General features: G+C 42.9%; 12 protein-coding genes. 8 read left to right on the top strand and 4 right to left on the bottom strand.

From position 1 onward, the window contains the following. Nucleotide 1 precedes the first annotated feature (1 nt). A complete protein-coding gene (locus OCV73_RS02565) occupies nt 2-14,137 on the top strand; it encodes a MuF-C-terminal domain-containing protein (protein ID WP_147548756.1) in 14,136 nt (4,711 codons plus the stop codon). A 60-nt stretch (nt 14,138-14,197) separates the two neighbouring features. Beyond that, entirely contained in the window at nt 14,198-16,168 is a 1,971-nt protein-coding gene (locus OCV73_RS02560) for a portal protein (protein ID WP_147548754.1), read from the top strand. A gap of 54 nt (nt 16,169-16,222) precedes the next feature. On the opposite strand, the gene OCV73_RS02555 is transcribed toward OCV73_RS02560, so the two are convergent. From OCV73_RS02555 to OCV73_RS02540, 4 genes are read right to left on the bottom strand one after another with little or no spacing between them, the layout of a single operon-like run. Continuing rightward, nucleotides 16,223-16,630 (bottom strand): hypothetical protein, encoded by a 408-nt coding sequence (locus tag OCV73_RS02555; protein WP_262512849.1) that lies wholly within the window; start codon nt 16,628-16,630, stop codon nt 16,223-16,225. 18 nt (nt 16,631-16,648) lie between these two features. Then, nucleotides 16,649-18,736, bottom strand: a complete 2,088-nt coding sequence (locus OCV73_RS02550) for a terminase (RefSeq protein WP_147548752.1) — start codon at nt 18,734-18,736, stop codon at nt 16,649-16,651. Further along, the gene (locus OCV73_RS02545) at nt 18,733-19,239 is read right to left on the bottom strand and encodes a rhomboid family intramembrane serine protease (protein WP_147548750.1); all 507 of its coding nucleotides are present in this window, start codon (nt 19,237-19,239) and stop codon (nt 18,733-18,735) included. Before OCV73_RS02545 ends, OCV73_RS02550 begins: the two co-directional genes overlap by 4 nt. Then, nucleotides 19,197-19,577, bottom strand: coding sequence for a hypothetical protein (locus OCV73_RS02540; protein ID WP_262512848.1), 381 nt, complete (start codon nt 19,575-19,577; stop codon nt 19,197-19,199). Before OCV73_RS02540 ends, OCV73_RS02545 begins: the two co-directional genes overlap by 43 nt. A 250-nt stretch (nt 19,578-19,827) precedes the next feature. Between OCV73_RS02540 and OCV73_RS02535 the strand changes: the two genes are divergently transcribed. The 6 genes from OCV73_RS02535 to OCV73_RS02510 form a co-directional block, all read left to right on the top strand. Then, nucleotides 19,828-20,625 carry a hypothetical protein gene (locus OCV73_RS02535; protein WP_147548746.1) on the top strand — a complete coding sequence of 266 codons (798 nt, stop codon included), beginning with the start codon at nt 19,828-19,830 and terminating at the stop codon, nt 20,623-20,625. A gap of 73 nt (nt 20,626-20,698) precedes the next feature. Continuing rightward, a complete protein-coding gene (locus tag OCV73_RS02530) occupies nt 20,699-22,102 on the top strand; it encodes an SU10 major capsid protein (protein ID WP_147548744.1) in 1,404 nt (467 codons plus the stop codon). Nucleotides 22,103-22,191: 89 nt separating this feature from the next. Next, complete coding sequence (locus OCV73_RS02525; protein ID WP_147548742.1) at nt 22,192-22,632, top strand: hypothetical protein; 441 nt, start codon at nt 22,192-22,194, stop codon at nt 22,630-22,632. 11 nt (nt 22,633-22,643) lie between these two features. Further along, a complete protein-coding gene (locus OCV73_RS02520) occupies nt 22,644-23,270 on the top strand; it encodes a hypothetical protein (RefSeq protein WP_147548740.1) in 627 nt (208 codons plus the stop codon). Next, nucleotides 23,267-25,822: a hypothetical protein gene (locus OCV73_RS02515; RefSeq protein ID WP_147548738.1), complete on the top strand. Its 2,556-nt coding sequence runs from the start codon at nt 23,267-23,269 to the stop codon at nt 25,820-25,822. The genes OCV73_RS02520 and OCV73_RS02515 overlap by 4 nt, the downstream gene beginning before the upstream one ends. Next, nucleotides 25,819-26,285: LamG domain-containing protein (locus OCV73_RS02510; protein ID WP_147548736.1), on the top strand; the 467-nt coding region annotated here is incomplete at its 3' end. The genes OCV73_RS02515 and OCV73_RS02510, both read left to right, overlap by 4 nt.

Below are 26,285 nucleotides of genomic sequence, written 5' to 3'. Positions count from 1 at the left end.
TATGGCAAATAACCGCAAATATCAATTTACTGTTAATGGTAAAACGCACGAAGTAAGCCAAGCAAATATTGACAAATACGGTTGGGACAGCTATGCAAATGCATATCCTGATGCGACTGTCAGAATGAGAGATAATGACAAAGCGGACTATGACGTTCCAATTAACCGTGTGCGACCCATGATGGATAACGGCCTTCATCCTTTCACCATAGAATACAGTAAGGCCAGAAAACCTCTCCCATCTAAAAAACAGGATCTTTCGGAGGTCCAGGATATTTACACGCAACCAATAAATACGCAACTCACGAACGTTATTCCCCCAGGATCGAGTGAAAATATGCCGTCATTTTATAAAATGCCTATTCTTGAAAAGGACATTTCCATAGACGAAAAAGGCAACAGGGTTACTTCTCCTAAGCTTATTCCGAACTTCGACCCTGAAAACGGTGGTGTTACTGCTCCTCCTGTATATCGTGATGTACTAACGGGAAAGACTTATGATCCGGAAGATGTAAATGTGCAAGAGGCCAAACAATTCGCAACTACATCACGGCAACTCACGAACGTTCCGGCTCAAAACCGGGAGCAGGTTGCAAATTTATCAAAAGAGATTGATGCGGAACTTAACCGCAGGGGTAAAGAACTCGATGTGGAATCCAGAAAAGCTTCCTGGGGAGATTTGCCCCGCGGAAGTGGTGGAGCGGTGCATACGTTCAATGCATCTACTAATAACGGACGTCTGGCCGATGAGGAATATAGAAATCTTCAAGCCGCCCGTAACAGCATGACGGATGCACAACGAATTATTGATGAAGCCGACCACAATGCACAAAGGGGAACTTTAGGGAAATGGCTCGAAAGTTCTTTTGCAGGAGGGGCAACTCGTGGTTTCGGACAGAAATTATTTGATGTGCGTACCTGGGATTTAGGAATGTCGGATTTATCTGATAACGTTACGTTGCTACAAGCTCTGGATGATTTTGATAAAGGGAGAGAGCTTTCCCGGTCCCAACAAATGTTACTGGATGCAAAAGCGGTGGAAATGGCGACTCAAGCTTATTTCGGATCATACGTAGGCAGAGGTTACCAGGCAGGGAGCGTGACAGCAGAGAGTATTCCGTTTATGGTGGAAATGTGTATCAACCCGCTATCAACGACAGGTACGGCGGCAACATCGAAACTTGCACGATATGCCATAAAAAGATATGGCAAACAAGCTATAAATCGAAACGCCAAGAAATATGCTTCTGCAAAGATCGCAACCCGGATTGCCGGAGATATTGCCGGCTCTGCTGGTATGACTGCAACAACGGGCTCGATAAGGACGGCTGCGGATGCTCTTGACAGAATGGGTGGTCAGGTGCAATTTGATACTAATGAGGAGGGGAAAAGTGTATTTGCAGGTCATACGGATGGGGATAACGTTATTACGGCCTTTTCAAAGGCTTTTGCTGCTACAACTATTGAAAATCATTCCGAAATGATAGGTGACTATTTTGCTCCTGTATTAGGTATGGTTGGAAAATATACCCGAAAAGGTCTTGGAAAGTTAGGACTCGAAAGTGTAAATAAATTCATTGACGATGTAGCGATGAGTGATGCCGGACGGCTTATAGGAGATTTTGAAAAACATGCAAAATGGAACGGCTTATTTAGCGAGTATGCAGAGGAGGTTACCGGAAATATCGAAAATGCGCTTATTGTTGGTGACCAAACATTAGATACAGATCCTGATACCGGAGTTTTCAACGTATCTAAGAATATCGATACATTTCTGGGGGTTTCTCTGATGGGTGGTTTTTTATCATCTGCAAAAACAATAGGTTACCGTCCTCCAAAATACCGTGAAAAAAGGGATATTACAGCCATGGACAACCATGCTGCAACGGTTTTCGGGAATCAAGATACCTGGGGCGATATCCGGAACACGCTTGCATTCGGCAACGATGCGGATGTACAAAAGAAGCTTTGTGAAGTAGTAAATAATCCTAACTATACTCCGGAGCAAAAGCAATCTGCAATGGATTACGCTAAATCGGTACAGAACTATAAGGGCATATTGCAAGGTGAGAATAAACGTCGTACCGATGCTGAAATGAATAGAGTCCAGATTGATGCTGAAATTTCTTTTGACAATGGTTATTTGCTCGAAACTCCGCAAGAAATGACAGATTCAAAAATCAATCTGGACTTCTTACGGCAAGAAGCTTCCAAAGAGTTTGGCTGGAATGAGGAGAGCGTAGACAGATATTTATCCGGAGATAACTCTATTTATAATGTTTTGGGACTGAAAGAAAGCGGATATAGCGACAAGCAAGTGCAGAAAGCTATAGATTACCTGAATGCCCGTGCCACTTATGACGGCATGATACAACACGTCCAGGATGATATAGAAAGCAGAATAAGCGCAAGCCATGCTCTAATCAAGGGTAATACGCATTTGCAAGACGGGCAAATACATGCTGCTACCATGAAGATTAACGAACGTAAGGTTTATGTAGTGAATGGTAATATCGTGCTGAACGGAGATGGTACTATAGATAATGAGCATTCGGATGAAAGTATTATTATTCGTGATGCTGAAACTCAAAATATAGAATTTTCAGATCCTTCTTCCATATTAAGCGTGGATGAAAGTATTGATCCGTCTCAAGAAATGCGGGCAATAGAGGCACAGATACGTGAAATCTATTCACAAGAAGCGGCCGACAAAATCGACGGTGTGGTTCCGTTCAATCCGGGAGATATTTATTTATTGACTGACGAACATGGTGGCCAGAAGTCTGCACAGATATTTTCCGCGGACGAGCAAAACGCATGGGTACTTATTGACGAGGCGAAAGAGGCTGTTGTTATTCCGAAGGCGGAATTACAACAAATGGTGGATTATACAAATCTTGCCCGGCTTAAAAAATACCACGAACAAAAAGCTCTGGAAGAGATGGCCATTGACGAACAGGAAAAAGAAGCTAACCGACCGCAGTATGCTATAAAAGATCTGATAATGCTCCGTGATGAGAACGGCAATGGCATTCGTGGTAATATCACAGCCGATTCTGATGCAGACGGACGCTATGAGGTCTATACCGAAGATGCCGTGAACGGCAAGCGTGTGAACCTATTTACACGTGATGAACTTGACAGTATGCTTATGGAACATAACGGTCAAACCATAGAGCAACCTGTTCCCGAAATTACGGAAAGCCTTCCCGCTTCGGGTGAAAATGTACAAAATCCGACTGAAAATGCAGTTGAAATGCCCGAAAGCGTTCCCACAGAGCAGTCGCAGGTATCGGTATTGGAACGTATTCCAAAGGACGAGCAGGGCAACCCCATCTATGAGCAAGCGGAAACTCCCGACCTTGCTTGGGATGCCATTGTTGAGCAGACCGAGGGCGATGAGGTTATGGCGAAAACGGTAGCCGACGGAATGGTAGCCGATATGGAAACCGCTTTGAAGAAGATTGAAAAATCCAAAGCAAAGGGTGGCACTACCATTGCCGAGAAGATTGCCGCCGAGAAAGAGCGCAAGGCGGCCATTGACAATGCCAAGAGTACGCTTGCCATTTGGCAGAAGATAGCCGGAACCGTACAACGTAGAAAGAGTGCCGCAGAAGCGGAACGCCGTCGCATCATAGAGGAACAGGCAACTTTGCGTAAGGCTGAGGAGGAAAAACTTCGTGCTGAACGTGAGGAAGCCGAGCGCATCGAGCGTGAAGCCCTCAACGGTGTTCCCGATGTATCAGACGATACTCCTCAGGACGCACGAGCAAGAGGTTACCGACGTGTTGCAGGACATAAGATAGACCGTCAGCAGCCTATTCAGCACTTGCAGGGCAAAGAAGTTGAGGTTAAATTCAGCGATAAAGCCATTACAAACGGTCGTGTCGCCGTGATTGATGCAGGAGAGTTACAACCGAGCCATATTCAAGGTATGCGCAATCCTGCTCACTTCATTGATGAAGCACAGCCGAAAGAGCGCAACGATGAGGTCAGCGTGTTGTCTGCCCGAAAGATTGCCGGGAATATTCGTCCGGAGGAAATTACAACCTCTGTTACCGCCTACACGGGTGCACCTACTGTGAACACTCGCGGCGAGGTGATACAGGGCAACAACCGAAGTGATGCACTACGCTTGATGTGGGAGAACGAGAAAGAACAGGCGGCTATCTATAAGCAGTATATTAAAGACCATGCCGATGAATTTGGGCTGAACGCCGAGGAAGTGGAAGCGATGGAGCGTCCTGTCCTCGTTAATATGCTCGATGTTGAAGATGCTGATGCCCTCACGCTGGGGCAGTTTGTGGCACAAGACACGGAAAGTGGAGGTGTGGAGCGTATCAAACCGAAAAATGCGGTTCAGAAAATGGGTGCGGATATGCGCACGTTTGCGAGCCTGTTGCTGAAATCTGCTGACGATGAAACTTCTTTTGCCGGTCTTGTGGATAACAACGGTGCAGAGGTACTAAAGTGGATGAGCCAGCGTGGATTTATCACTTCCACGCAGCTCAAGAGCGCATTTGACAGCAAGGGCGGTTTGACAGCCGAAGCCAAGAACGACTTGAAAGGAATCATGTACCAAAGCACCTTCACAGGTGGAAATATCCGATTGGAAGAGATGTTCAATGCCATGCCGGCCAAGGCTCAACGTGCCATCCTTTCTACTGCTTTCCGTGATTACGACAGCCCTAACAGTGAACGCATGGTGGAGGAAATTCAGAATTCCATCCGAGCCTACAAGGCCTTGTCACAGGATGAAGCGTTTATGAATGCCAAGAATTGGAAAGAGGCACGAATGGCGGTTGAGGACTGGAAAAGGCAGTATGCAATGGACGACGTTACCGGGAAGAGCTATCTTCCGGCAGAGAAATTCAGTAACTTTGCCCTGCATCTTGCCACAATGTACAAGGGTGAGAGCCAAAGTTTCATTCAAGGGACATTCAACCACCTGTTTGACCTTATCCAAGGTACGCAGGAGGAAAATCTGTTTGAGAAGCCGGACAATACTCCGAGAACTCTCGCACAGGCTATTAAGGAAACATTAAATATTGACTATAATGGACAACAGCGAAGCAATGTATTGGCTGGCGATAGTGCAGCAAGCCAACAAAGGGAACAAGGAAGCACAGGAAATCTTGCGGCAGGAGAACGAGATGAGGGTGGAAGCCGGAGGGCTGACGATACAGGACGAACTGAAAGCGATAGCGAGCAAGGACGAGAACGGTCTGACCTATCGTCAGAGGGTAGAACGAGAGTTCAAGAAGTATCAGAAGAGGTAGATAACCGCATTGGTCGTTCTCTTTCAGAGCAGGAAGCAACGGATTTGATTGCACAAATGGAAGCAAACGCAGAAGTTGCTTCCACGATTGAACTTACTCCCGAAAACTGGATTGCCCAGTTCGGAGAGGACGGCACTGTTGAAACTCCTGTCGGAGTTGTGAAGATGGGAGAAAACCAATACTTCAAAATAGCACAGCAGGGGCGTAACGGAAAATTTGGCATGATAAAGCCAACACTACAGAATCCCGATGTTGTTATTGAAGACTATCGTCCTGCAGAGGCTGGTAATTCAGAACGTGATACTTCTCTACTTTTTGTAAAGACATTCATTAAGGAAGATGGTAGTCGCTATTATCATTTTACATCTGTGACTGTAAAAAAAGAAGGACGTGAGGTTGTTATATCAAATCAAGAACGCAGTAGCAAAAGAATATCCAAGTTACTGCAACAAGGCAAAATAACTTGGATAAAAGATGACAGCCTGTATCCGACAGCACAGGTCGAGAAGTCGGTTTCCCTTAACGATTCGAACAACCTTACTAAATCCGACAATGGGGTTGCCTTGCTCGGTGTCAATTCGTCTGCCAATAATGATTTGTCTCTCAGTTCTGAAAGGCGCTTAACCGAGACTCCGATAGCATCGGAGGGACCGGACCTTATTCCTACGTCCGACAATATATCTTCTGACGGTAAAGGTAATACTTTGTCGGCAGATAACCAAACTGAAAGCAAAGAAAGTTCTGAACTGTACACGATTACGCCTACCACCTACACCAATAAGGCAGGCAAGACCACCAATGTTCATCAAGTCAAGTTCAACACTGCACCGACCTATGAACAGCGCAAGGCGTTGGCAACTTTCGCACGCGAGAAAACCGACGGACGCAAGACACGCGGTTGGTGTTCCGACAAAGAAACATACTCCGAGTGGCTGTTCCGTTCAGAAAAGGACGCACACAAGGCAGGCAAAATGATTGCAGACCAGTCGGACGAAGCCGCTGCAGACGCACAGCCTATGACCGCGGAGGCAGATAAGCCGAAAACACATACCAATCATGTCAGCAAAACAAATAGTGAAATTTCTGATTCCGACAACCCTGTTCGAGAACTCTTTTCGGGATTGATTGCTCAGAGTAAGTATAATGTGGAGATTGACGAGGATAATTTTGACGATAATGAATCGGAAGCGCTGGTCCGTATTATTCTGAATGGCGAGAGAAGCGACCTTTGGCTGTATAACTCTGAGGGTAGGACGGCTGATGAACATAGCAAGGGCGTGCGTTACTTTGCCGACGGATTGACTTATGAGGATGCGGAAAAGCTGGCCGATGAGTACAACGAATACTACGGGAGGGTGGTTGCATGGGATGGCAAAGATGAGCTGGGTGTTAATTTCTCCAATGTTGATGATGCTATAAGGTTCACGGAGTGGTTGAATCGACGCAAGGGGACCCAGATGCTAATTATGTCCAAACAGATAGAGCAGGTGGCGATGCCTGTGCAGAAAGAGGGTGAGGATTTGTTTGAGTTTGCCGGGCGTGTTGCAAAGGAGAACGAAAAAAAGGACAAGGAGGTACCGCAAACAACCCAAAAACAAAGAGAGAAGAGAAGCGGCCAAAAGATTAAGGACTACGGAGAGGTGATTGCTGGCGCCAGGAAGGATGCAATGAAAGAGATTGCCAAGGGTATTGGTAATATTACAGTGGAAACGTTGATTACTCAGCCGCTTGGCAAGGTATGGAAGAAACCTAACCTTAGGAAGATGGTTGATGACAAGGCTATAACCGAAGAGGAGGCTGTCTTTCTTGAGGCGGTAGCGCAGCGGGTTGTCTCCATGAAGAAACCTACGGTGCTGAAAAGTGGCACATATCGTCGGGCAAGACGAGGTGAGGAGATTAAGGTATGGGCAGAAAACACAGCAGAAAAACTTAATTTGTTCAAGGAGTTTGTCGAAGGCGACGAGACTGTCCGCAATGGGTTGATTGAGAGCGCCGATACGTTGTCGTTTCCCATGGCCGAGGAGGAGCAAAGGGCGGTGGAGAAGATGAAGGAGTTGAACAAGGACATGTTCCCGAAAGAGCATTTTACCTCTTGGGGAAAATGTCTTACTCCGCACCCGTTGTATGTGACAATGCAGATCCTAATGAAGATGGGATATAAGGCGGGAGATAAGGTGGATTATCCACTATATACTATCGGACATGATTCTGCAGCTACACATTACACGGCGTATGATAATACGGGGGCGGCAGTACATCGCTTACCGTCGTTTACGAACGTAGATGAAATGATTGAGTGTATTGTGGCTGTAAACAAGTTGCATCGTGGTGACAGGGATGCTTATATTCCTGTTGAGATGATTAGTCCGATGGTACTTACAAGAAAGAGTATTGGTACGGGGCAGTATCATGTGACTTATGGCAGAGGCACGACGATAAAAAACCGTACTTTCAAATCGAAGGCTGAGGCTGAGGCTTTTATATCCGAGCAGCAAAATAAGGGTGTTTCGACTGTTGTGCACGAGATTGAGGAGATGAGACCCGATAGATGGACGGTGGTCTTCTTTGATATTGATGGGGAGAAGTATTTTGCAAGTGAGAGCAGATATGACAAAGAGAACGGAAAAAGAGTGATTGTCGGCGAGAGCTTTGAGAGTAACGAAGAGGCGCGGAGGTCTATTGAGGAGCATTCGGATGAGTGGAGCGAGAGATTGATGGAAGTCTATACCGAAAAGAACGCGAAGAACGATGACGGGAATGAAGAGAAGAGATCGCCTTATACGCTTTACCACTATCCGCTAAAGGGGTATGCCTACAGTATCAGTCCAGCGAAAAGTATGACGGGGGGATGGTTGCAGGTATCGCCATTCTTTGGCTCTGTAAGGGAGGCCAAGGAGTGGATGAAGGGTAACCGCGAAACTGTCGATGCACAGATTTTAAGGAAAAAGGATACCACAATGAGGCTTAACAAGGTTTATCTGAAGGATGAGACGCGCAAGGGTGCTGATTATCGCGGTGGCAGTGATGTTACGCCAGAGGAGTTTGGAAAGACATTTTTTTTCCGTGGTGTGCAGTTTGGCAACTGGACGAATGATGCTGACAGGCAGGCGGCGCTGAATAGTGCGTATGATGCGCTCATGGACTTGGCGGAAGTGACTGGTATTTCGCCTAAGGCGATTTCACTGAATGGTGAACTTGGTATTGCTTTTGGTGCGCGTGGAACGGGAAATGCTAACGCGCATTATGAGAGGGATAATGTGGTGATTAACCTTACCAAGACAAGGGGTGCAGGTTCGCTGGCGCACGAATGGTGGCATGCCTTGGATAGTTATTTTGCACGTATGGGTGGTATGCCTTTGGGTATGATGACGAATATGGAGCAGCGCAGGATGGTTATGAGGAATGGTGTTGTGCGCGAAGAGATGGGGAATGCTTATGCCGGGGTTATAGATGCCATTGAGGAGAGTGATTTCGGTAAGCGTCAGTTGAGCAATGGCAAGTATTGGCGTGACCCTGTCGAAATGAGCGCACGTCTGTTTGACGCCTGGGTGGGTATGAAACTTGCCGAAGAGGGCAAGCGTAACAATTTCCTTTGTGATGCTTATAACCCGATGCTGGCCGAGGAGTGGAAAAAGTCCTGTTATACTTTGGCGCAGGGCTTTGCAGAGATTCGCGGTGAGAAGTTTGCCGAGACGTTTGAAGAGTTCAAGAAGCGACCGGAGGCGTTGGGTAATTATAGGGATGCTGCACCCGAAGAGGTGCAACAGCTTGGTGTTTACTTGCAGGGCTTCTTTGATACCGTACAGGAATGTGAGGGTAAGGATGGAAACAGAATGCTGTATCGTGACGGCGGATTATCCTTAATTAATGCGCAGTTTAATGAAGAATTACAGCAGCAAATTGACGGCACGTTACCCAAAGGACATATCTATCGGTTAGGTAATCCCGGTAATGTGTTATTAGGTACCGGTGTGCCGAATCTCCCGATACAGCTCAATTCGACAAGGCTGACAGACAAGGCTACCAAGTTCGGCCACAACTACGGACTTGAAGAAATCAAGGATTTGGTAGTTGCTCTTCAAAGCCCAATAGCAGTATTTGCCTATGGTGACAAATCGAAAGGACAAAATATTATTGTTGAGTTATCAAGTAACGACAAAAATTTTGTTGTGGGTCTGTCATTGAACCCGACTATTGGAGGAAAGACTTTGGAAATAAACAGTATCAGGAACGTGTTTCCTAAAGATAATGCCGAATGGTTGAATTGGATAACCCAAGAAAAGTTGCTGTATGTGGATAAAGAAAGAATCCAAAACCTAATAAACCAACAGCGAACGATTCTCGCTGACGTGGACTACTTGGATTTGGATTCCGTTACAAAAATAGTGGAAAATTTTGAGAATCCAAGCATCGAAGATGAAAACTTGCGTTTTGCCAAAACGCATGATAGGCCGATAAGTCCTCGCATGCTTCGCAAACAAATGGCAGAGCGTGTGAAAGAGTTAGCTGAAATGTTGCATCTTGACAATATAGAAGCGCTTACGAATGTGAGCGGACTGAAAGGTAGAACCCAAAAGGCACGAGGTTTCTACACCAAGAATACCGGAAAGATTACGATTGTCATTCCTAACCATACGAGCCTTGCCGATGTGGAGCAGACTTTGTTGCACGAAGCTGTCGCCCACTACGGACTACGCAAGATGTTCGGCACTCACTTTGACAACTTCCTCGATAATGTATTCAATCATGCTGATGAGACAGTACGCAGACGTATGGTTGATATGGCGGTAAAAAACGGTTGGGATTTCCGTAAGGCTACCGAGGAATACCTTGCAGGACTTGCCGAGCGTACGAATTTCGAGGAGGCGAAAAAGAGCGGTTGGTGGCAGAGAATCAAACAACTCTTCTCCGAAATGCTCGACAAATTGGGCTTTTCGGATTTCAGAGGGATTACTCTGACTGACAATGAACTCCGCTATATTCTATGGCGCAGTTATGAGAATTTGAAAGAGGGCAAGGACAGCAGCCTGTTCGGAGAAGCTACCGATGTCGCAATGCAATACGAGTTAAAAGTTGGTAACTATACTCCAATATCGACACGTGATGTTGCACTTGTGGCAGAGCCTGAGGAGACTTATGCCAATGAACGTTTCAACAAGCAGCTTGAGGGACTTACCGATGAAACTGCAGATTCAATCATACTTGACTTGGGAATGCCGTCTGACATACTGCTGAGTGCGGGATTACCATCAAAAATTATGCGTCTTTTTGGCAATAAACTTATGAAAAAGGCTAAAAAGCATAAATTCGATGTAAAGCAGGTACGGAATCTACCGATTGCGGTTAATAATCCTATAGCTGTTTTAAAAGGGAGCAGAGTTAAAAGTTTCGCCATCTTGACCGAAATAGAAATAAATGGCAACAAAACTCTTGTAACCATAGAGGCCGACAAAGAGGGTGCAGTAGACTTTAATCTTGTGACCTCTGTCTATGGCAAATATGGCAACTCTGTTGTTAGGTGGATTAATGAAGGTAAACTATTGACCGTAGACAAAAAGAAAGCCCTTGCTTATCTCGGCACTCTCGCTCCAATTGCGAGCGCCCAAGAACGACAAGAGCTTGAAAGTCTTAAGTTGATCTCCTCAGCATCACAACCGGTTCAGCAGGAAACAGACACTCAGGACCTTTCTTCTGCCATAAAGATAGTTGAAAACTTTGAAAATCCAACTATAGGTGATGAAAATAATTTGAATGATAGTGATTTACTATTCAGGAGCGAAGGCAACAATCCCGGAAGCGAGGCTCAAAATCTTTATGAAAAGGCTACTACCCTATCGTTCGTACACCGGTTTGATGAAGCGTGGCATGATCATCTGCGTAGTGTGAAAGCTTTACAGGAGAGTTTTGAGCAATCGACCGGCAGAAAAACGGCTGATTTTGAAAACGTATATCTGCATGCTATGCATAAGAGCAGCGTGGATATGCGGGAGATTAATGAAATGCAAGAAAATTATGTCGAACCGTTGTCTGATGCTCTGACGGATATCATCAAAGGTGATTACGAAATAGAGGGGAAAGGGATAGAGCAAGAGGATGCCGAGTGTTATCTGAACTGCAAGCACGGACTGGAACGCAATAAAAAATTTGCATTGAGAGATGCCAAACGGATAAAGGATGTAAAGATATACGAGTTGGATCGAATGTTGTCCAAAGGTGAAATAGATCCAGTGAAATATGATGCCGCCAAACAAAATGCGGAGCAGAAGGAACTTGACGATTATAAAAGGAACCGGGAACGTGATTACAGCGGGCTGACGGCCATATTTGATCCTGAAGAGACGGAAATGAGCAATGCAGAGCTTGAAACACGGGCACAGGAATATGTGTATAAATTTGAACAAACGGTTCCAAAAGACAAAACTGATGCGCTGTGGAATGCGATCGGCAAGCTGACAAACTTTTCGTTACAAAAATCTTATTTATGCGGCAATATCAGCAAGCAGCAATATAACGAGATACGTTCGATGTTCGAGTATTATGTTCCGTTACGTGGCTTTAAGGAGGAAACTGCTGATGATGTATACGAGTATGTAACCAGAGAAATAAATCCCTTTCAAAAAGCCGATAAGAAGGCAAGTGGACGAACCAGCCAGGCGGATAATCTTTTTGCTACTATTATGTCGATGGGTCATTCTGCTATCGTCCAAGGCAACAAAAACCTGGTAAAACAAAAGTTGCTTAACCTTGCCCTGAATGCGGACGACCCGTTACTGAGCGTTACGCATACCTGGTATGACGCAACAACGGACGAATTGTGTAAGCCAAATATCACGAATAACATGACGGCAAAGGAACAGCGTGAGGAGGTGGAACGTTTCGACAGGGAAATGAAAGAGAAAGAAAAATCCGGTGAAGTTATAAAGCGCAGCCGAGGTCTTGAGATTAACAGGCGTTCTGAAAAGTGGCAGGCCAACGAACATTGTGTCAGGGTGATGCGTAACGGCATGGAGTATCAGGTATGGGTAAACGGAAGTCCGAGAGCTGCTCAGGCCATCAACGGCATTCTTAATCCTGATGCGGCTAAATTAAATATGTTGAATAGTTTTATCAATAAGGTTAACCGTTTCAGAGCTAAAAATGTAACCTCACTGAGTCCAGAGTTTCTGATTTCAAACTTGCAACGTGATATTATATCTTCCAATGTGGTGGGTTTTGCTAAATACGGGCTTAAGTATTTCAGAAAATTCAACCAAAACCTAAAAGATAACCTTAGCCTGGTTGATGTCCGGGGCGACCGGGCGGTCCAGCATAACAGCATCTATGCTCTTTACCGCAGATATAAAGACGGTGCTTTAGATATGAACAACAAACGTGACAGGTACTTTGCAGAGTTCATAAAAAATGGAGGTGAAACGGGATACAGCCAACTCTGGACTATCGACGACTACGAGAAAAAAATCAAAAAAGCGTTGCGTAAATATTCCATCCGGGGAAATGCCGAAAGTGCGATGAGTGCTGTAGGTACTGCGCTGGAATTTGCCAACAGGGGTATAGAAAATTCCTGCCGTTTTGCAGCCTATGTTACGAGCCGGGAAATGGGAAGAAGTGTTCTTGAGAGTATCACGGACGCCAAAGAGACTAGTGTGAACTTCAACCGAAAAGGGAGCGGAGCGATGGGCAATCAAATCGCAAAGAGCTGGTTTATGTTTTTGAATCCTGCCATACAGGGATTGATGCAATATATCGACTTAACCAGAAAATATCCGAAACATATGCTTCCTATTCTCGGGGGTGTTATAGGGATAGGGGTACTGATGCCTATTGTTACACGTCTCATCATTTCAGCCATGGGCGGTGATGACGAGGATTATTATAACCTTAGTGCCTGGACCCGAAGAAATAACTTTGTTTTTCCAATAGGTAATAATAAGTTCGGAAAAATCGCATTACCCCCTGAAATCAGGGCTATGTACGGACTTGGAGAAATCGCTTACGGTTCTTTAACAGGACATGACAAATATGAAAATACATTTGCCGCTATCATCAGCCAGTTAAGCCAGCTTATGCCTTTGGACATAGTGGATGCAAACGGAATCGTACAAAATAACGAATCTATTTGGAAAGGTTTTGCGAAAGGTATCACTCCTTCCATGGCACAGCCCATCTTTGAGTCCTACTTATGGAATAAAGATTTTATGGGAAGACCTATAACGGGCCATACCCCATATGACGACAATTTAGATCCTGAATACCGGAAAGTAAGCAGAGGCACTTTACAGTGGCTTGTCGATGCAAGCCGATGGATGAACAACGCCACAGGGGGAACGGATTATTCTAAAGGCTGGATCGACCGCTCTTTCGGCTATGCATTTAATCCGAGTGCCATAGAGCACATCTTCGTAAGTTATTTGGGTGGTATTGCGACATTTGCCGAAAAGAGCTGGAAAATGGGCGGAGCCTTGCTTGGAAATGAAGAATATCAAGACATCAGGAATTATCCTTTTATAAGCAAAATGGTATCCAGCACAGATAATGATTATGCCCAGAGCAGCCAGATAGACGCTGCATACAAATATTATGGAAATGAATATAGTATTACTAAAAAGCAGGTGAAAGGCTATGAGAATGAAATGGACAACGACGTATGGAGAAATGCCGAACGTTACGACCGTCTTCTGAATACCCATGAGTTTAAACGTTACAGCATCTTTGAGGCTTATAAGCCTGATATCAATTACCTGATAAAAAAATTAAGAACAACAGAGGATCCTCATAAGAAAAAAGAATTGGCGGAAGTGTTGCGAAATTTAAAAAAAGAATTGGTCGAAAAACTCGAAGCTACGGAAAGTAACAAATAAAACAAGGTTATGGTTGCCTGGTACTAACTTTACAGCTATATCTATAATATGAAGTAATAAATGGCAAAAGAAATACTACACCGATTGAGTAAAATTACGCCCAGCGTGGAAATGGATACCGTAGAAAGAGCGAGACAAAATGGCTATCGCAGGGCATTTGAAGTGCTTATGGAGGCTCAACAGCACTGGAACAATATGAGTTATTTTCGTAAAGACAGAGAACGCAACAAACGTTATACATACGGTGACCAATGGAAAGATGTAATCAAAGTGGACGGGTGTTATAAAACGGAAGAAGAATATATTAAGGAGCAGGGGAACGTTCCTTTAAAAAATAACCTTATCCGCCGACTGGTTCGCAACGTGCTCGGAGTGTACCGCAGTCAAGCAAAAGAACCCACTTGTACGGCCCGCGACCGAGATGAACAGAAACTCGGCGAAACGATGAGTATCATTCTGCAATGTAATATGCAGATGAACAGAATGAACGAACTTTATGCCCGTACTATGGAAGAGTTCTTAATAAGCGGATTAATTGTTCATCGTAAATGGTTTGGCTGGCGTAACGATAAATGTGATTGCTGGACGGACTATGTTCAACCGAATAATTTTTTTATCGACAACCATATGAGGGATTTCCGGGGATGGGACGTAAACTGTCTGGGAGAAGTCCACGACGTTACTTTTGAAACTTTATGTCAACAATTTGCAGAAAGTCCGGATGATTACCAACGGCTGAAACGCATCTACACTTTTGCCCATAACAGACAATTCATCAGTACGAACTGTGAGCGTTTCGGTTATTCGAAAATGGAAAATTATGATTTTCTTTTTACGAGCGATCCGACACGGTGCCGGGTCATAGAGGTGTGGCGGAGAGAGAGTAAACCTCGCTACCGTTGCCACGACTATAATAACGGGGACGTATATAAGATAGAAACAGAAGATTATGCGGATATGGTAGAGGCTGTAAATAGGGATCGACTACAAAAAGGTGTTGCCTGTGGAATACCCAAAGAGGAGATTCCTTTTATAAAAGCAACCTGGTTTATGGATGATTACTGGTATTTTTATTATCTCACTCCCTTCGGTGATATACTAAAGGAAGGTGAAACGCCATATGAGCACAAAAGCCATCCGTATGTCTTTAAGGCTTACCCCTATATAGACAGTGAAATACATTCCTTTGTGAGTGATGTTATAGACCAGCAACGATATACGAACCGCCTTATAACGTTATACGACTGGATTATGCGGGCCAGTGCGAAGGGAGTCTTATTATTTCCTGAAGAATGTTTACCCAAGGGTATGAGCCTTGAAGATATAGCAGATGAATGGAGCCGATTTAACGGTGTTATAGCTATCAAAGCTAAAGCAGGTAACCCATTACCTCAGCAGATAGCTAATAATTCGACCAATATCGGTATAACTGAATTGCTGAATATACAACTTAAATTCTTTGAGGATATATCCGGTGTAAATGGTGCTCTGCAAGGAAAACCTGGTTTTTCGGGCATGAGCGCCAGCCTATACTCCCAACAGACACAAAACGCCACAACTTCGTTGCTTGACTTGCTTGAAAGTTTCAGCATGTTTGTCATAGATTCAGCTTATAAAGATGTCAAAAATATTCAACAATATTACGACACCAAACGGGTATTTAATATCGCCGGAAAGAGCGGAGCACAAATAGAGTATGATCCCAAAAAGATAAGGGATATAGAGTTTGACCTTAGTATTACAGAGAGTACTTCTACTCCAGCCTACCGGCAAATGGCCAATGACTTCCTCATGGAAATATGGCGTACAGGCCAGATTTCGTTGCAACAACTTTTGCAACACGGTGATTTTCCATTTGCCGACGAACTGCTACAGAGTCTTCAAAGCCAACAGGAGCAGATGGAGCAAGGCCAAACGCCCGGCGAGCTTTCACCAGAAATGCTTACACAAATTCAACAAGGTGCAAATATGGATGCTGTCAATAAAGCATATGGAATGCTTAGAGGGGAGCAACAAGCAAAATCAAACTAATTTAACAAAGGGAGTAATGCAACTGATGTATTTACTCCCTTCATTTTGATTTATTCATTTTTTTCCGTTCAATTTTCCCTCACACCAACGGAAATATTGTTCCATCTTTATACGACGAATCTCCGCTGGCATATAACCGTATCCGTTTTTATATGGCGTGAAATAGAAGGATTCTGCAACTAAATCACGTACTCGGGCTTCGGAAGTTATATAATATTTGTTTTTAAGGATGCGAAAATTACGTCTATCCATGATTATTAATTCAGACTTCGAGCTACTGGAAGGCATTACATAATAACGCTCTCCGTTTTTAGCATGAGCCTCATCCGCCATATTTATGGCTTTACGTAACCGAAGCCATGCCAAAAACTTTTGAAACTTGTTGAGGGCAGCTCTATTTTTCCTTTGTCCGTGAGAATGAAGTTTATTCTCATTCTGCATTTTTTTTACTGAAAATTTCATAACTATTTTATATTAAGTTTATATTGTTGCAGCGGATATCGCTTTCCGTTTTCTACCATGATTAAGTTTCTTCGCACGTTTGACAAACACCGGTAATTCCATCTCAAAGAAACAGATGTGCAGACCTATCGCTCTTGTCATCAACAAATCGTCGTGTTTCCCTACTATTGCACCAAATGCCCCATTCTTTTTCTTTTCATAGGTTATATATTCATCCAAGCAACGCTTATCTCTTTCGATATACAGGTTTTCACGGACTACCTTCACCAATGTCGAAATAATCATAGGCTTTGTGGCCATATTGGTATGGAAACCATATTTTTTCGGTACCCGTTCGACTATCTCCTGCTCATTCTGTTTTCGTGCATACAGATTGGGATAGATATCTTTAATCTGATTGAGTATGAAAACGGACTGATCGCCATCAACTTGCCGTTCTTTATCTTTTGTTTCGAGTGTATTGCTTTCGATAACGAGTAATGCATTATCGTAAAATGCCGCAATTTGTACAGCTTTCCAAGCGAGCAAGTCCATATCGATATGCCCATACCATTGCGCCACTACCATGGGTTTTCCTCCTTCGGCCATATACAAGCGGTCGAATACACAGATAACCGACCAATCGGCTTTATAAGAGCGGCCGCCGACATCAACAACTACCAAATAGCGGTCGGTAACGTCTTCTTCTTCATCTATCTCGGGTAACGACCATATCCATAATAAGCCCTGATTATCTTGTTCAAAACGAATATTACGCAATGCACCTTCTCCATTGTCCGCTTCGGAACAGACATCTCCTATATATCGAGGTTCACGACAGGCAGACTTAAGATTCTCGACCTTATATTTGTCGAATACACGAGCTCCTGAATGAACGAAAGCTTCTACATCGTCGGACGGACATTCGGATGCCATTCCACCATGATCGGTATATTTACGGCGTTCCAAAATGTACCAATTAATAGCTTCAAGGGTTGCACCTTGTTCCCATAGCCACCAGAGATATTTTCCGTTTTCCTCCCGATTGGAATTAGCATTGCCATTTTGTTTATTATCATACAACATTGTTGCAAATTCTTCGATATTTTCAACTGCAACGGTATTCCAATCAATTTCATACCATGCTACGAACAAAGCTTCAAACTGTGATTTACCTTCTTTGGCCGCATCGTATTCACGCTGGAAGAAATTACCGGTTCCATTGGCGGTACTCTCGTAAACTATCATCGTGTAAGGCTTGTAAAGTATTCCGGAACAGGCTGATCGCACAATCTGCTCCGGTGATTTTCCATCCGTAGCTTTCCATAGTCCTACCTCGGAGCAATGTACGAGATTGTAATCGCCTCCACGGAAAGAATTAGGGCTTTCGGCCGAACCTATCTTTATTTTGCAATTTCGCTGAGGTATGCGGTGAATGCTTCCGCTTTGCCCTACCCCTATCATTTTAGGTTCATTGTCATCGTAGATATCGCCTAATTTGTGCAGCATATATGTCGGATAAGCATTTATCATCCGGTCGAACATATCTTTTATTTCGGTGGATGTGCTACTAACCTGGGCTACAATAAGCGAATTGAGTCCTATTTTGTGAATGAGTTGCAACCATGCCATATAAATTTGCGTGGCTGTAGATCCGCCCCATTGCCGGGCTTTTAAGAGTATGAGCCGGATGGGTTTGTTTGCTATACGTTTTTTCTCAAAGCAAAGAATGAGTTTACGCTGCGGACTAATAAGCCGAAAACGAATATCTTCCCCTCCTTCTCCTTTTCCTTTTATGAAGACGAAAAGCGCCGCCCAAAAACAAAAATCGTAACGGCATCGCACGCGAACAAACTGTTGTGCTACTTTTTCTTTTTCTTCATCGGAATATTCAACACCTAATTTTTCAATAAATATCCGGATAGAGCCTAATTTAGCTAATTTACTAACTAGCGGTACACGCATCATCTCCTTTGGGATGTACTGTACCGGTATGGAAAAATCGGAAATTTCAATCTTGATACGTTCAAGAATTGCTCCTTCGCCTGTAATAGGATTGAACTTTGCGTTTATCCGGTCATTACGCCGACGGTTTTCAGCTAGTATGTCCATTATTTCTTGTCTCATCTGACAGGCTTATTAAGGTATCCGGCAAACAGCCCAACACTGTAACAGTAAAGATGTAACCATCCGTTTGAAGCCGGAAATAAGAAGCCTATAATGATATACACCCAAATCCACGACTGAAAGAGCCATTTTTTTTTAACAAATAAAGCGACACGCCCCATCAAAGCAAAACATATGCCAGAGAAACCTACTGTAGGTAAAAGGAAATTCCCAGGACCCAGAATTAAATTAAATGTATCGACCGGAAAAGATATAGTTATCATATATGCAATTATCAAGCTATATAAAGAAATATTGTAATTGAATACCAGAGAAATCAAACACCACATATTGAGTAATGTATGCAACCATGTAGCGTGAAAAAACGGGTATATGAACCGGGTAAATACGGCCGAGCCTTTGTAAATACCGACACATTCCGGTGATATGCCTACGCTATGTAATACGATAATAATAACGGCTAAAACAAGTACCGCTGTTTTCGCTTTCGTTCTTCGTACCATTTTTTCTTTATTTTGTGAACTATGACTTTTGCAGATCCTGCTGTGAGGTAGAATTTAGGTGCCGGCTGGCGTACAACGTGAAAAGCCAGCTCATAGACCGACATTTCCGGATATTCTTGTCGCAATTTCATCGCACGTTTATAAATCTCAAAAAACATTTCCCTCTTGGTATTGCGCATTTTCAATAATTTATCGCCACGCATCATATTTGCAATGACAATGGCCGCCCGTTCTTCTGATACCCAAAAACGAACTGAAGGAGTATTAACCACGAGGTCAAATATCTGTGGTAATTTTATGGTATCACAGTGCAAGATTTGTTCACGGTAAACCCTCATCAGGTCTTTATTCCGCTCATCTTCGTATTCGAATATACAGCCAAAGTTTTTTATAATATATAGAATTAAATTTTAAGTACCCATTGCTCCATATATAGCCTAAATGAATTAAAATTCATATTTAGTTATATGACAATTAAGCTATTAACTACTTACTAAGATAGACAAACCAAGAATTAATAAATAAAAGTAGCCGACTAAAGTTTGTACTTATTTTTATGACATAAATTCATAACATCATCATAAAAATATGGCAAACGTTGATAACAACACAGTTAAGAGCAAAAGAGATTTGGCTTTAGAGAGAATGAAAGGGAAATATCCGGATAAAAATTTCGACGACGAAGATTTGTTTTTCGGTCAAATTAATGACGATTACGATGATTACGATAAACAAATAGCAGGGTACAAAGAACGTGAGGGTAAATTTTCGGAGATGTTTACAAGCGACCCACGCAGCGCTAATTTTATTATGAACTGGAAGAACGGCGAAGATCCTGCCATTGGATTAATTCGTCAGTTCGGGACAGAAATCAAAGAAGTCATTGACGACCCTGAACGGCAGGAAGAAATTGCTGCCGCAAATCAAGAATTTATTAAGAGAGTTGCCAAAGAAAAGGAACTTGACGAAACTTATCAGAAAAATCTGGCTGAATCGCTCTCCGTTTTGGACAGCCTGCAACAGAATGAGGGAATGAGCGATGAAGAGATCGACAATGCAATGGAATTTCTAATTACCATAGTACGTGACGGTGTTATGGGAAAGTTCACACCGGAAAGCATCAAAATGGCGATGAAAGCTATTAAACATGACGTAGATGTGGAGCAAGCTATCCAAGAAGGGGAACTGAAAGGCAAGAATACAAAAATCGAAGAAAAGCTGCGTGCCAACAAGAAAACTGACGGTACAGCACAACTGGACGGGAAGAACGGCCACGGCGGAGAGCGCAAATCTATGCCTAATCTCGGAGCCCTCGACCAATTTGGAGAGGGGAACCAAAGCATATGGGAACGAGGAGGGGAAAAACGCCGAAAGACCACAATATAACGAGATTTTGAAACACAATATTAATTTTTAATTTCAACAAAAAATGAGTAACGCAAAGAAAACATTTAAATTTATGTGGGGAATTTTCCTTACTCTTCTTACTCTCCTTACGGGAGCCGGAACAGGAGTAATGATGGCGGATGCTTCCGCATTGCCTGATGCAGGTATAACCGACTCGGGTGGGCCGGACGGAACCAGCGGTATTGCTACGGAAACTCAAGGACGACGTGACGGTGATCCGGAGATGTACACTAAAGACATTGATAAACGTATTATCAAAATTCGTCCTATGGCAACCCCTATCGACCAAATAAGCCGATATGCCAAGGCACAGCCAAGCGACAGCTTCGAAGTAAAATATTACAGTGTTGGTACTCGTCCCATTAGTTGCAAAACCACCTCTGACACAACCGTTCAAACAAGCGGTGCAAGCGTGACACTGAGCGTAGATGATGCGAATATGTTTACTTTAGACGATACTATACGTGTTGTAGGAGTAAAAGCTAAATATGATGACAAAGGAAATGCCTATGATGCTGACGACGAAAACACTCCGGACTTAGTCTTGTGTGTGTGCGGACGTAACGACAGTACGAATATGCCTACGGTTTATGCGGTCAATGGAAACCTAGACAGCAATAAACAAGCCATTTATGTTCCTGCCATTCCAAGCGGAACAACTCTCGTAAGAATGGGTAAGGCTTGCGGAGAGCTGGACGTACAAACCGGACGTTTTAATAATATACCAACGGCCGAAATCCAATACTGCCAGAATTTTATGATACAAGTCGAACAGTCTACATTCGATAAAATCGCCGCCAAAGAAGTAGACTGGAACTTTAGCGACATCGAAGAGGACGGTATTTATGATATGCGCCTCTCCCAAGAGAACACATTCCTTTTTGGTGTACGCAATGTTATTCATCACACTACTAAAAATGGTGCGGCTACTTGGTTTACTAAAGGAATTTGGTGGATGGCCGGTAAAGACATCGAGGTGGGAGAATGGGATGATACAAAGAAATGCGCCGTTATCAGTGACGAAAACCTTGTAGATATTACTAAGGACCTTTTTGTAGGAACAGGTATAGGAAACAAGCGTAAGATTTTGTTCTGCGGCAGTGATATGCTATCTGCATTTTCAAAAATTAAGAGTGAGAAGTTTCGCCTAAAAGATACTGTAGAGGTATGGAACTTAAAGTTCAAGAGCTGGGACACAGACTTTGGCGAGGTTCTTACTATCCATCATGAACTCTTTGATTCCAACGGCATGAGTGATTGCGGTTTTGCCCTCGATCCCGAATATCTGACAAAGAAAACTCATGTGTCCTGGAGCCGCAACATTCTCGACTTGCAAAAAGCCGGAGTGCGCAGAACCGATGCCGTAGTTATCCAAGAAGTCGCTTGCTTATATTTGCGTTATGCTAAAGCGCATGCCCGCATGCAGCTTGCCCAAGCACCTTCATCAAATTCTTAACAGATTCTCATTCTAAGATAAACCATAACCGGGGCGGGCAACTCTGCCCATCCCGGTTAATATTTTACCACTCCATAACTATCAACGATATGCTTAAAAGATATATAGCAAAGACGAACATCAGCGTCAACATTATTTTGCCAAGCGGAAAGAGCACTCACATCACATTCTCTCCTTTAACCGGGGGAAGCAGCGTATTCTATACCGATGACAAAGATATACAGCAAGGTCTCAAACAGCACCGCAAAATGGGCAAGTTGTTTAAAGAAGATGCTTTACCCGGGGAGGCTGAAATTAAGAAAATAGAAAAACAGATAATTCTTACTGAAACGGAGGGAGCCATAAACAGGGATATGGAAGATAACAAAGAATCCGGAACCAACGGTAGTACAATAATTTATGTATCATGCCTGGAAGATGCGAAGGATTATCTTAGTGAAAAATTCGGCATCAGCCGTACTAAATTAAGAAGTACCAAAGCTATTAAAGAGGCTGCGGAAGCGAACGGTATCACCTTTGAAGGTATTTAATTCATGATACCATGATATACAATATTTGCGACATTAAGAAATCAATCCGAATAGCTATTGACCAGAACAACAGTAGCACGCAACTTATCGTCACGGACGATATCGATACTCTAACTCTTGATGAAATCATCGAAAATAAGATAGAAGATGCCGTGAGAATCGTTGAAATGTCCGCACCTATTTATATGCTTAACAGCGGAAATAATTTTGCAGATGCTATATATTGGGAAGATGGCTATTGGGGCTGGACTATCTTACCCGATGACTTTATGCGTCTAATCGTATTCAAAATGAACGATTGGACTCGCGCCGTATATTCAGCCATACCGGAAAACAACCCACAATATGAATTACAATCGTCCCGATGGCAAGGTTTACGAGGTACACCACAAAAACCGGTTTGTGCGATCGTTGTCCGAGCCGAGGGTAAGGTTCTTGAATTCTATTCGTGCAAAACCGAAAATGCCAACGTAAAGCAAGCGGTGTATTTACCTATACCCAAACTGAAGGATGGAGGAATAGAAATATGTGAAAGATGTTACCGTGCCATTGTTTATTACGCAGCGGGATTAGTACAACAAGAATTTGGCATCGATGCAACATCGTTTTTTGAAATATCAAAGAGTTTGATTATATGAAAGCAATAAAAACAACCGAACTTGAAGGTGATGTATCGGTTGGAAGAAATCTAACCACAGGCGGTAATGTTACGGTAAGAGGTAGCGGCGTAATAGAAAGGGACTTTGAAGTCAAGGGGTGGCTAAAGGCTCGGAATATAAAAGGAGCATGCAAAGGTTTATTCGTTACGGAAGCCAGACTTAACCAGAGTTATCCTACTCCTCACAATGGGTGGTGGGCCATGGTGGGCAACGCTATTCCCGCTGCTATTTACCGGGCAGATGCGGGCGCATGGGTAGCAACCGGAGAGACAGGCGGAAACCCTGTCTTAGAAATAGAGAATCTGTCGGAATTGGAAAGTATGGTCACATCCCTGCAAGATTTTATTTCGATCGGGCTAATTGATGTAAACAGCGTAAAGATGGAATATTTTACCGACAAAATGACATTAAATTTTAATATCAAAAAGCTCGACAATACTTATACTCCATTTTCGATAGTTTATCCGGCAGCAAGTTACGAGACTGCTGGATTGATGAGTTCTACCGACAAAACGAACATCAAAAACTTACTGTTTTCCATTCTAAAAATCAACCGCTCAAATGTAGTATATTTAAAAGATTTTATAACTTCTAATATACAAGTGTTATTTGGTGTTGTTGGTGATAAATGGTTCTTAACTGACACGAAAAAAATTCGTGAGGTAACTAAAGTTGATTCTATCGGTATTATAAATGATACAATAGAATATCCCCCATTTCCAGAAAGTATTTATTTAAAAGAAGGAGTCCCGGATAAAATCTATCTTTTTTCTACTGAAAATGGAATGACACCTATGTCCGGCGGAAGTGGTGGATTATCTTTGGGCGAAACTGCAGGTACAGCGTATGAAGGTAGTAAAGGAAAAGCCAATGCGGATGCTATCGCTAAAATTAACCGTTCAAATACGGTATACCTACAGGGTAATACTACATCCGATCTGCTTATTGCGGGAGGAAATCTTCATGATAAATGGTATTTGACTGACACAAAGCAAATCAGGGAGATAACAGGTGTATCGGAAATAGGCGGTGTACGTACGACGGATTACGTTCCTTACCCTGACAGCATCTTTATTTATAAGGATAATCCGAATGAAATATATACTTTTTCTCCCGAAGAAGGGATGAGAAAAAATACTTTATCTCTGGGCGAAACTGCAGGTACGGCGTATGAAGGTAGTAAAGGAAAAGCCAATGCGGATGCTATCGCTAAAATTAACCGTTCAAATACGGTATACCTACAGGGTAATACTACATCCGATCTGCTTATTGCGGGAGGAAATCTTCATGACAGATGGTACTTAACCGATACCAAAAAGATACGTGAGATTGTAGGATTTACCGAACCTGCGAAAAGCCCCATTACCGAAGATTATGCCCCCATCGATAATAGTATTTATATTTACAAAAATGATCCGGCAAAAATCTATCTTTTTTCTACTGAAAATGGGATGTATCTCGCATCTTCTAATAATGAAGTAGAGTATTTAGATGATGTATCGTTACAAGAAATTATAGGGTATTTAAAGGATAATACTGGTGCATGGAAATATAACATTAAATATCCGTTCGCAACTTCGAATCAGTTTTTGGGTTTATTTTTTGGCGGTGTAGTAGAAGTTATTCCTCTTTATGATAGCGATTTTGCGGACGATGTAATTAAGGTAACTTGTACTTATAAAAATAACATATTCGAATTTGTTGCTTTATCTGATTCGAACGATTTTAACGACTGGAAACAATGGAGCCTGATATATTCCCCTACTCCATGCGGCCCCATTTCATATACTGATTTTTTGGATTTTAAAAGACAGAATGATGATGGATTTGATTTTTTCTCATTGGTAACGGGTACTACCTGGATATATTCGCCCACTAAGGAAGAGATAACTGAACATAATTTATCGGGTTCTGTATTCGAAAAAAATTGCAGCATCGATGTATGTTTTCGAGCCAACGGTGACACAAAAGACTGGTATACTCTGAAATTTTACGCCACAGATAACTATTATAACTTTATTCCAGATGCCATTTCCAGCAAAGAGGATGGAGATGTTGTACCGCAGGGGGCGTATCATGCTTTATTCGATTCACAAGGATTGGAAATGGCGAATGAGAGTAATCCTGACACTTTATTTATAGGATTGGATACAAAGGATAATGTAGCCCGGAAATACAATCCTAAACAAATCGTAAAAGCCGGAGATGCAATTACTCCAGTATTTTACACCCCGGTTATCGTGCAAGATAATAATATAGCTTTTTCGAAAGAAAAAAATATATTCATAGTTAACGTATCATCGACATCTACATTTACTATTACGGTGGATAGTACAGATTATGAATTGCCGAAAAAACTTGTCATAAACCAAACTTTGGTATCACAAATTATATTCCCGGATCATATTGTGTGGCTGGAAACCCCCGATTTTTCCCAGCCCGGGGTTTATCATGTAGAATTTAAAATATGTGTGCAAGATCCTACGAAATTATTGGCACTGGTAACATTTAAAGAACCTGTTGTATTATGAGCATGATAAGTAAATTTCCGAGATACGGGATAAATAATACCTTTCGTTTTGATAACAGGGTATTTTTGGGTAAAGGGGAACAGATGAAGCCTTTTTCCGTAGAATTTATTTTCCGTGTTGATTCTTTCAATTCATACGTTCCTATAATATGGAGTACGGCAACTAACAATAATACCTATCTGGCGTATCATGTACCTGGGAAATACTTCTATAATCCTACGAGGGATGGAGCCGCCTCAGAGGATACAAGGTTTCCCTTTGATATCAAGCTGGGAAAGACGTATCACATGGTTTATGTGATAGATGAAACCGGAGGTAAAATGTATATTGACGGTGTATTTGTAGCGCAAAACGGAAATAAGTCGTATATCTGGAATCATTTAATAGATGGTAGCGAACTATTTAGCGGTTCGACTGACAAAACGGAAGGATGGACGGGTAACATCTATTCTTTCCGTGTATT

It is taken from the genome of Barnesiella propionica, from assembly GCF_025567045.1.
Lineage (GTDB): Bacteria > Bacteroidota > Bacteroidia > Bacteroidales > Barnesiellaceae > Barnesiella_B > Barnesiella_B propionica.
The sequence above is the reverse complement of the archived record's forward strand: the minus strand, read 5'-3'. Positions and strand labels throughout refer to the sequence as shown.

Coding starts and splice junctions, on each gene's coding strand:
- OCV73_RS02545 (WP_147548750.1), bottom strand. CDS start 19,239: ATGGTACGAAGAACGAAAGCGAAAACAGCGGTACTTGTTTTAGCCGTT.
- OCV73_RS02560 (WP_147548754.1), top strand. CDS start 14,198: ATGGCAAAAGAAATACTACACCGATTGAGTAAAATTACGCCCAGCGTG.
- OCV73_RS02555 (WP_262512849.1), bottom strand. CDS start 16,630: ATGAAATTTTCAGTAAAAAAAATGCAGAATGAGAATAAACTTCATTCT.
- OCV73_RS02515 (WP_147548738.1), top strand. CDS start 23,267: ATGAAAGCAATAAAAACAACCGAACTTGAAGGTGATGTATCGGTTGGA.
- OCV73_RS02565 (WP_147548756.1), top strand. CDS start 2: ATGGCAAATAACCGCAAATATCAATTTACTGTTAATGGTAAAACGCAC.
- OCV73_RS02520 (WP_147548740.1), top strand. CDS start 22,644: ATGATATACAATATTTGCGACATTAAGAAATCAATCCGAATAGCTATT.
- OCV73_RS02530 (WP_147548744.1), top strand. CDS start 20,699: ATGTGGGGAATTTTCCTTACTCTTCTTACTCTCCTTACGGGAGCCGGA.
- OCV73_RS02525 (WP_147548742.1), top strand. CDS start 22,192: ATGCTTAAAAGATATATAGCAAAGACGAACATCAGCGTCAACATTATT.
- OCV73_RS02550 (WP_147548752.1), bottom strand. CDS start 18,736: ATGAGACAAGAAATAATGGACATACTAGCTGAAAACCGTCGGCGTAAT.
- OCV73_RS02540 (WP_262512848.1), bottom strand. CDS start 19,577: ATGAGGGTTTACCGTGAACAAATCTTGCACTGTGATACCATAAAATTA.
- OCV73_RS02535 (WP_147548746.1), top strand. CDS start 19,828: ATGGCAAACGTTGATAACAACACAGTTAAGAGCAAAAGAGATTTGGCT.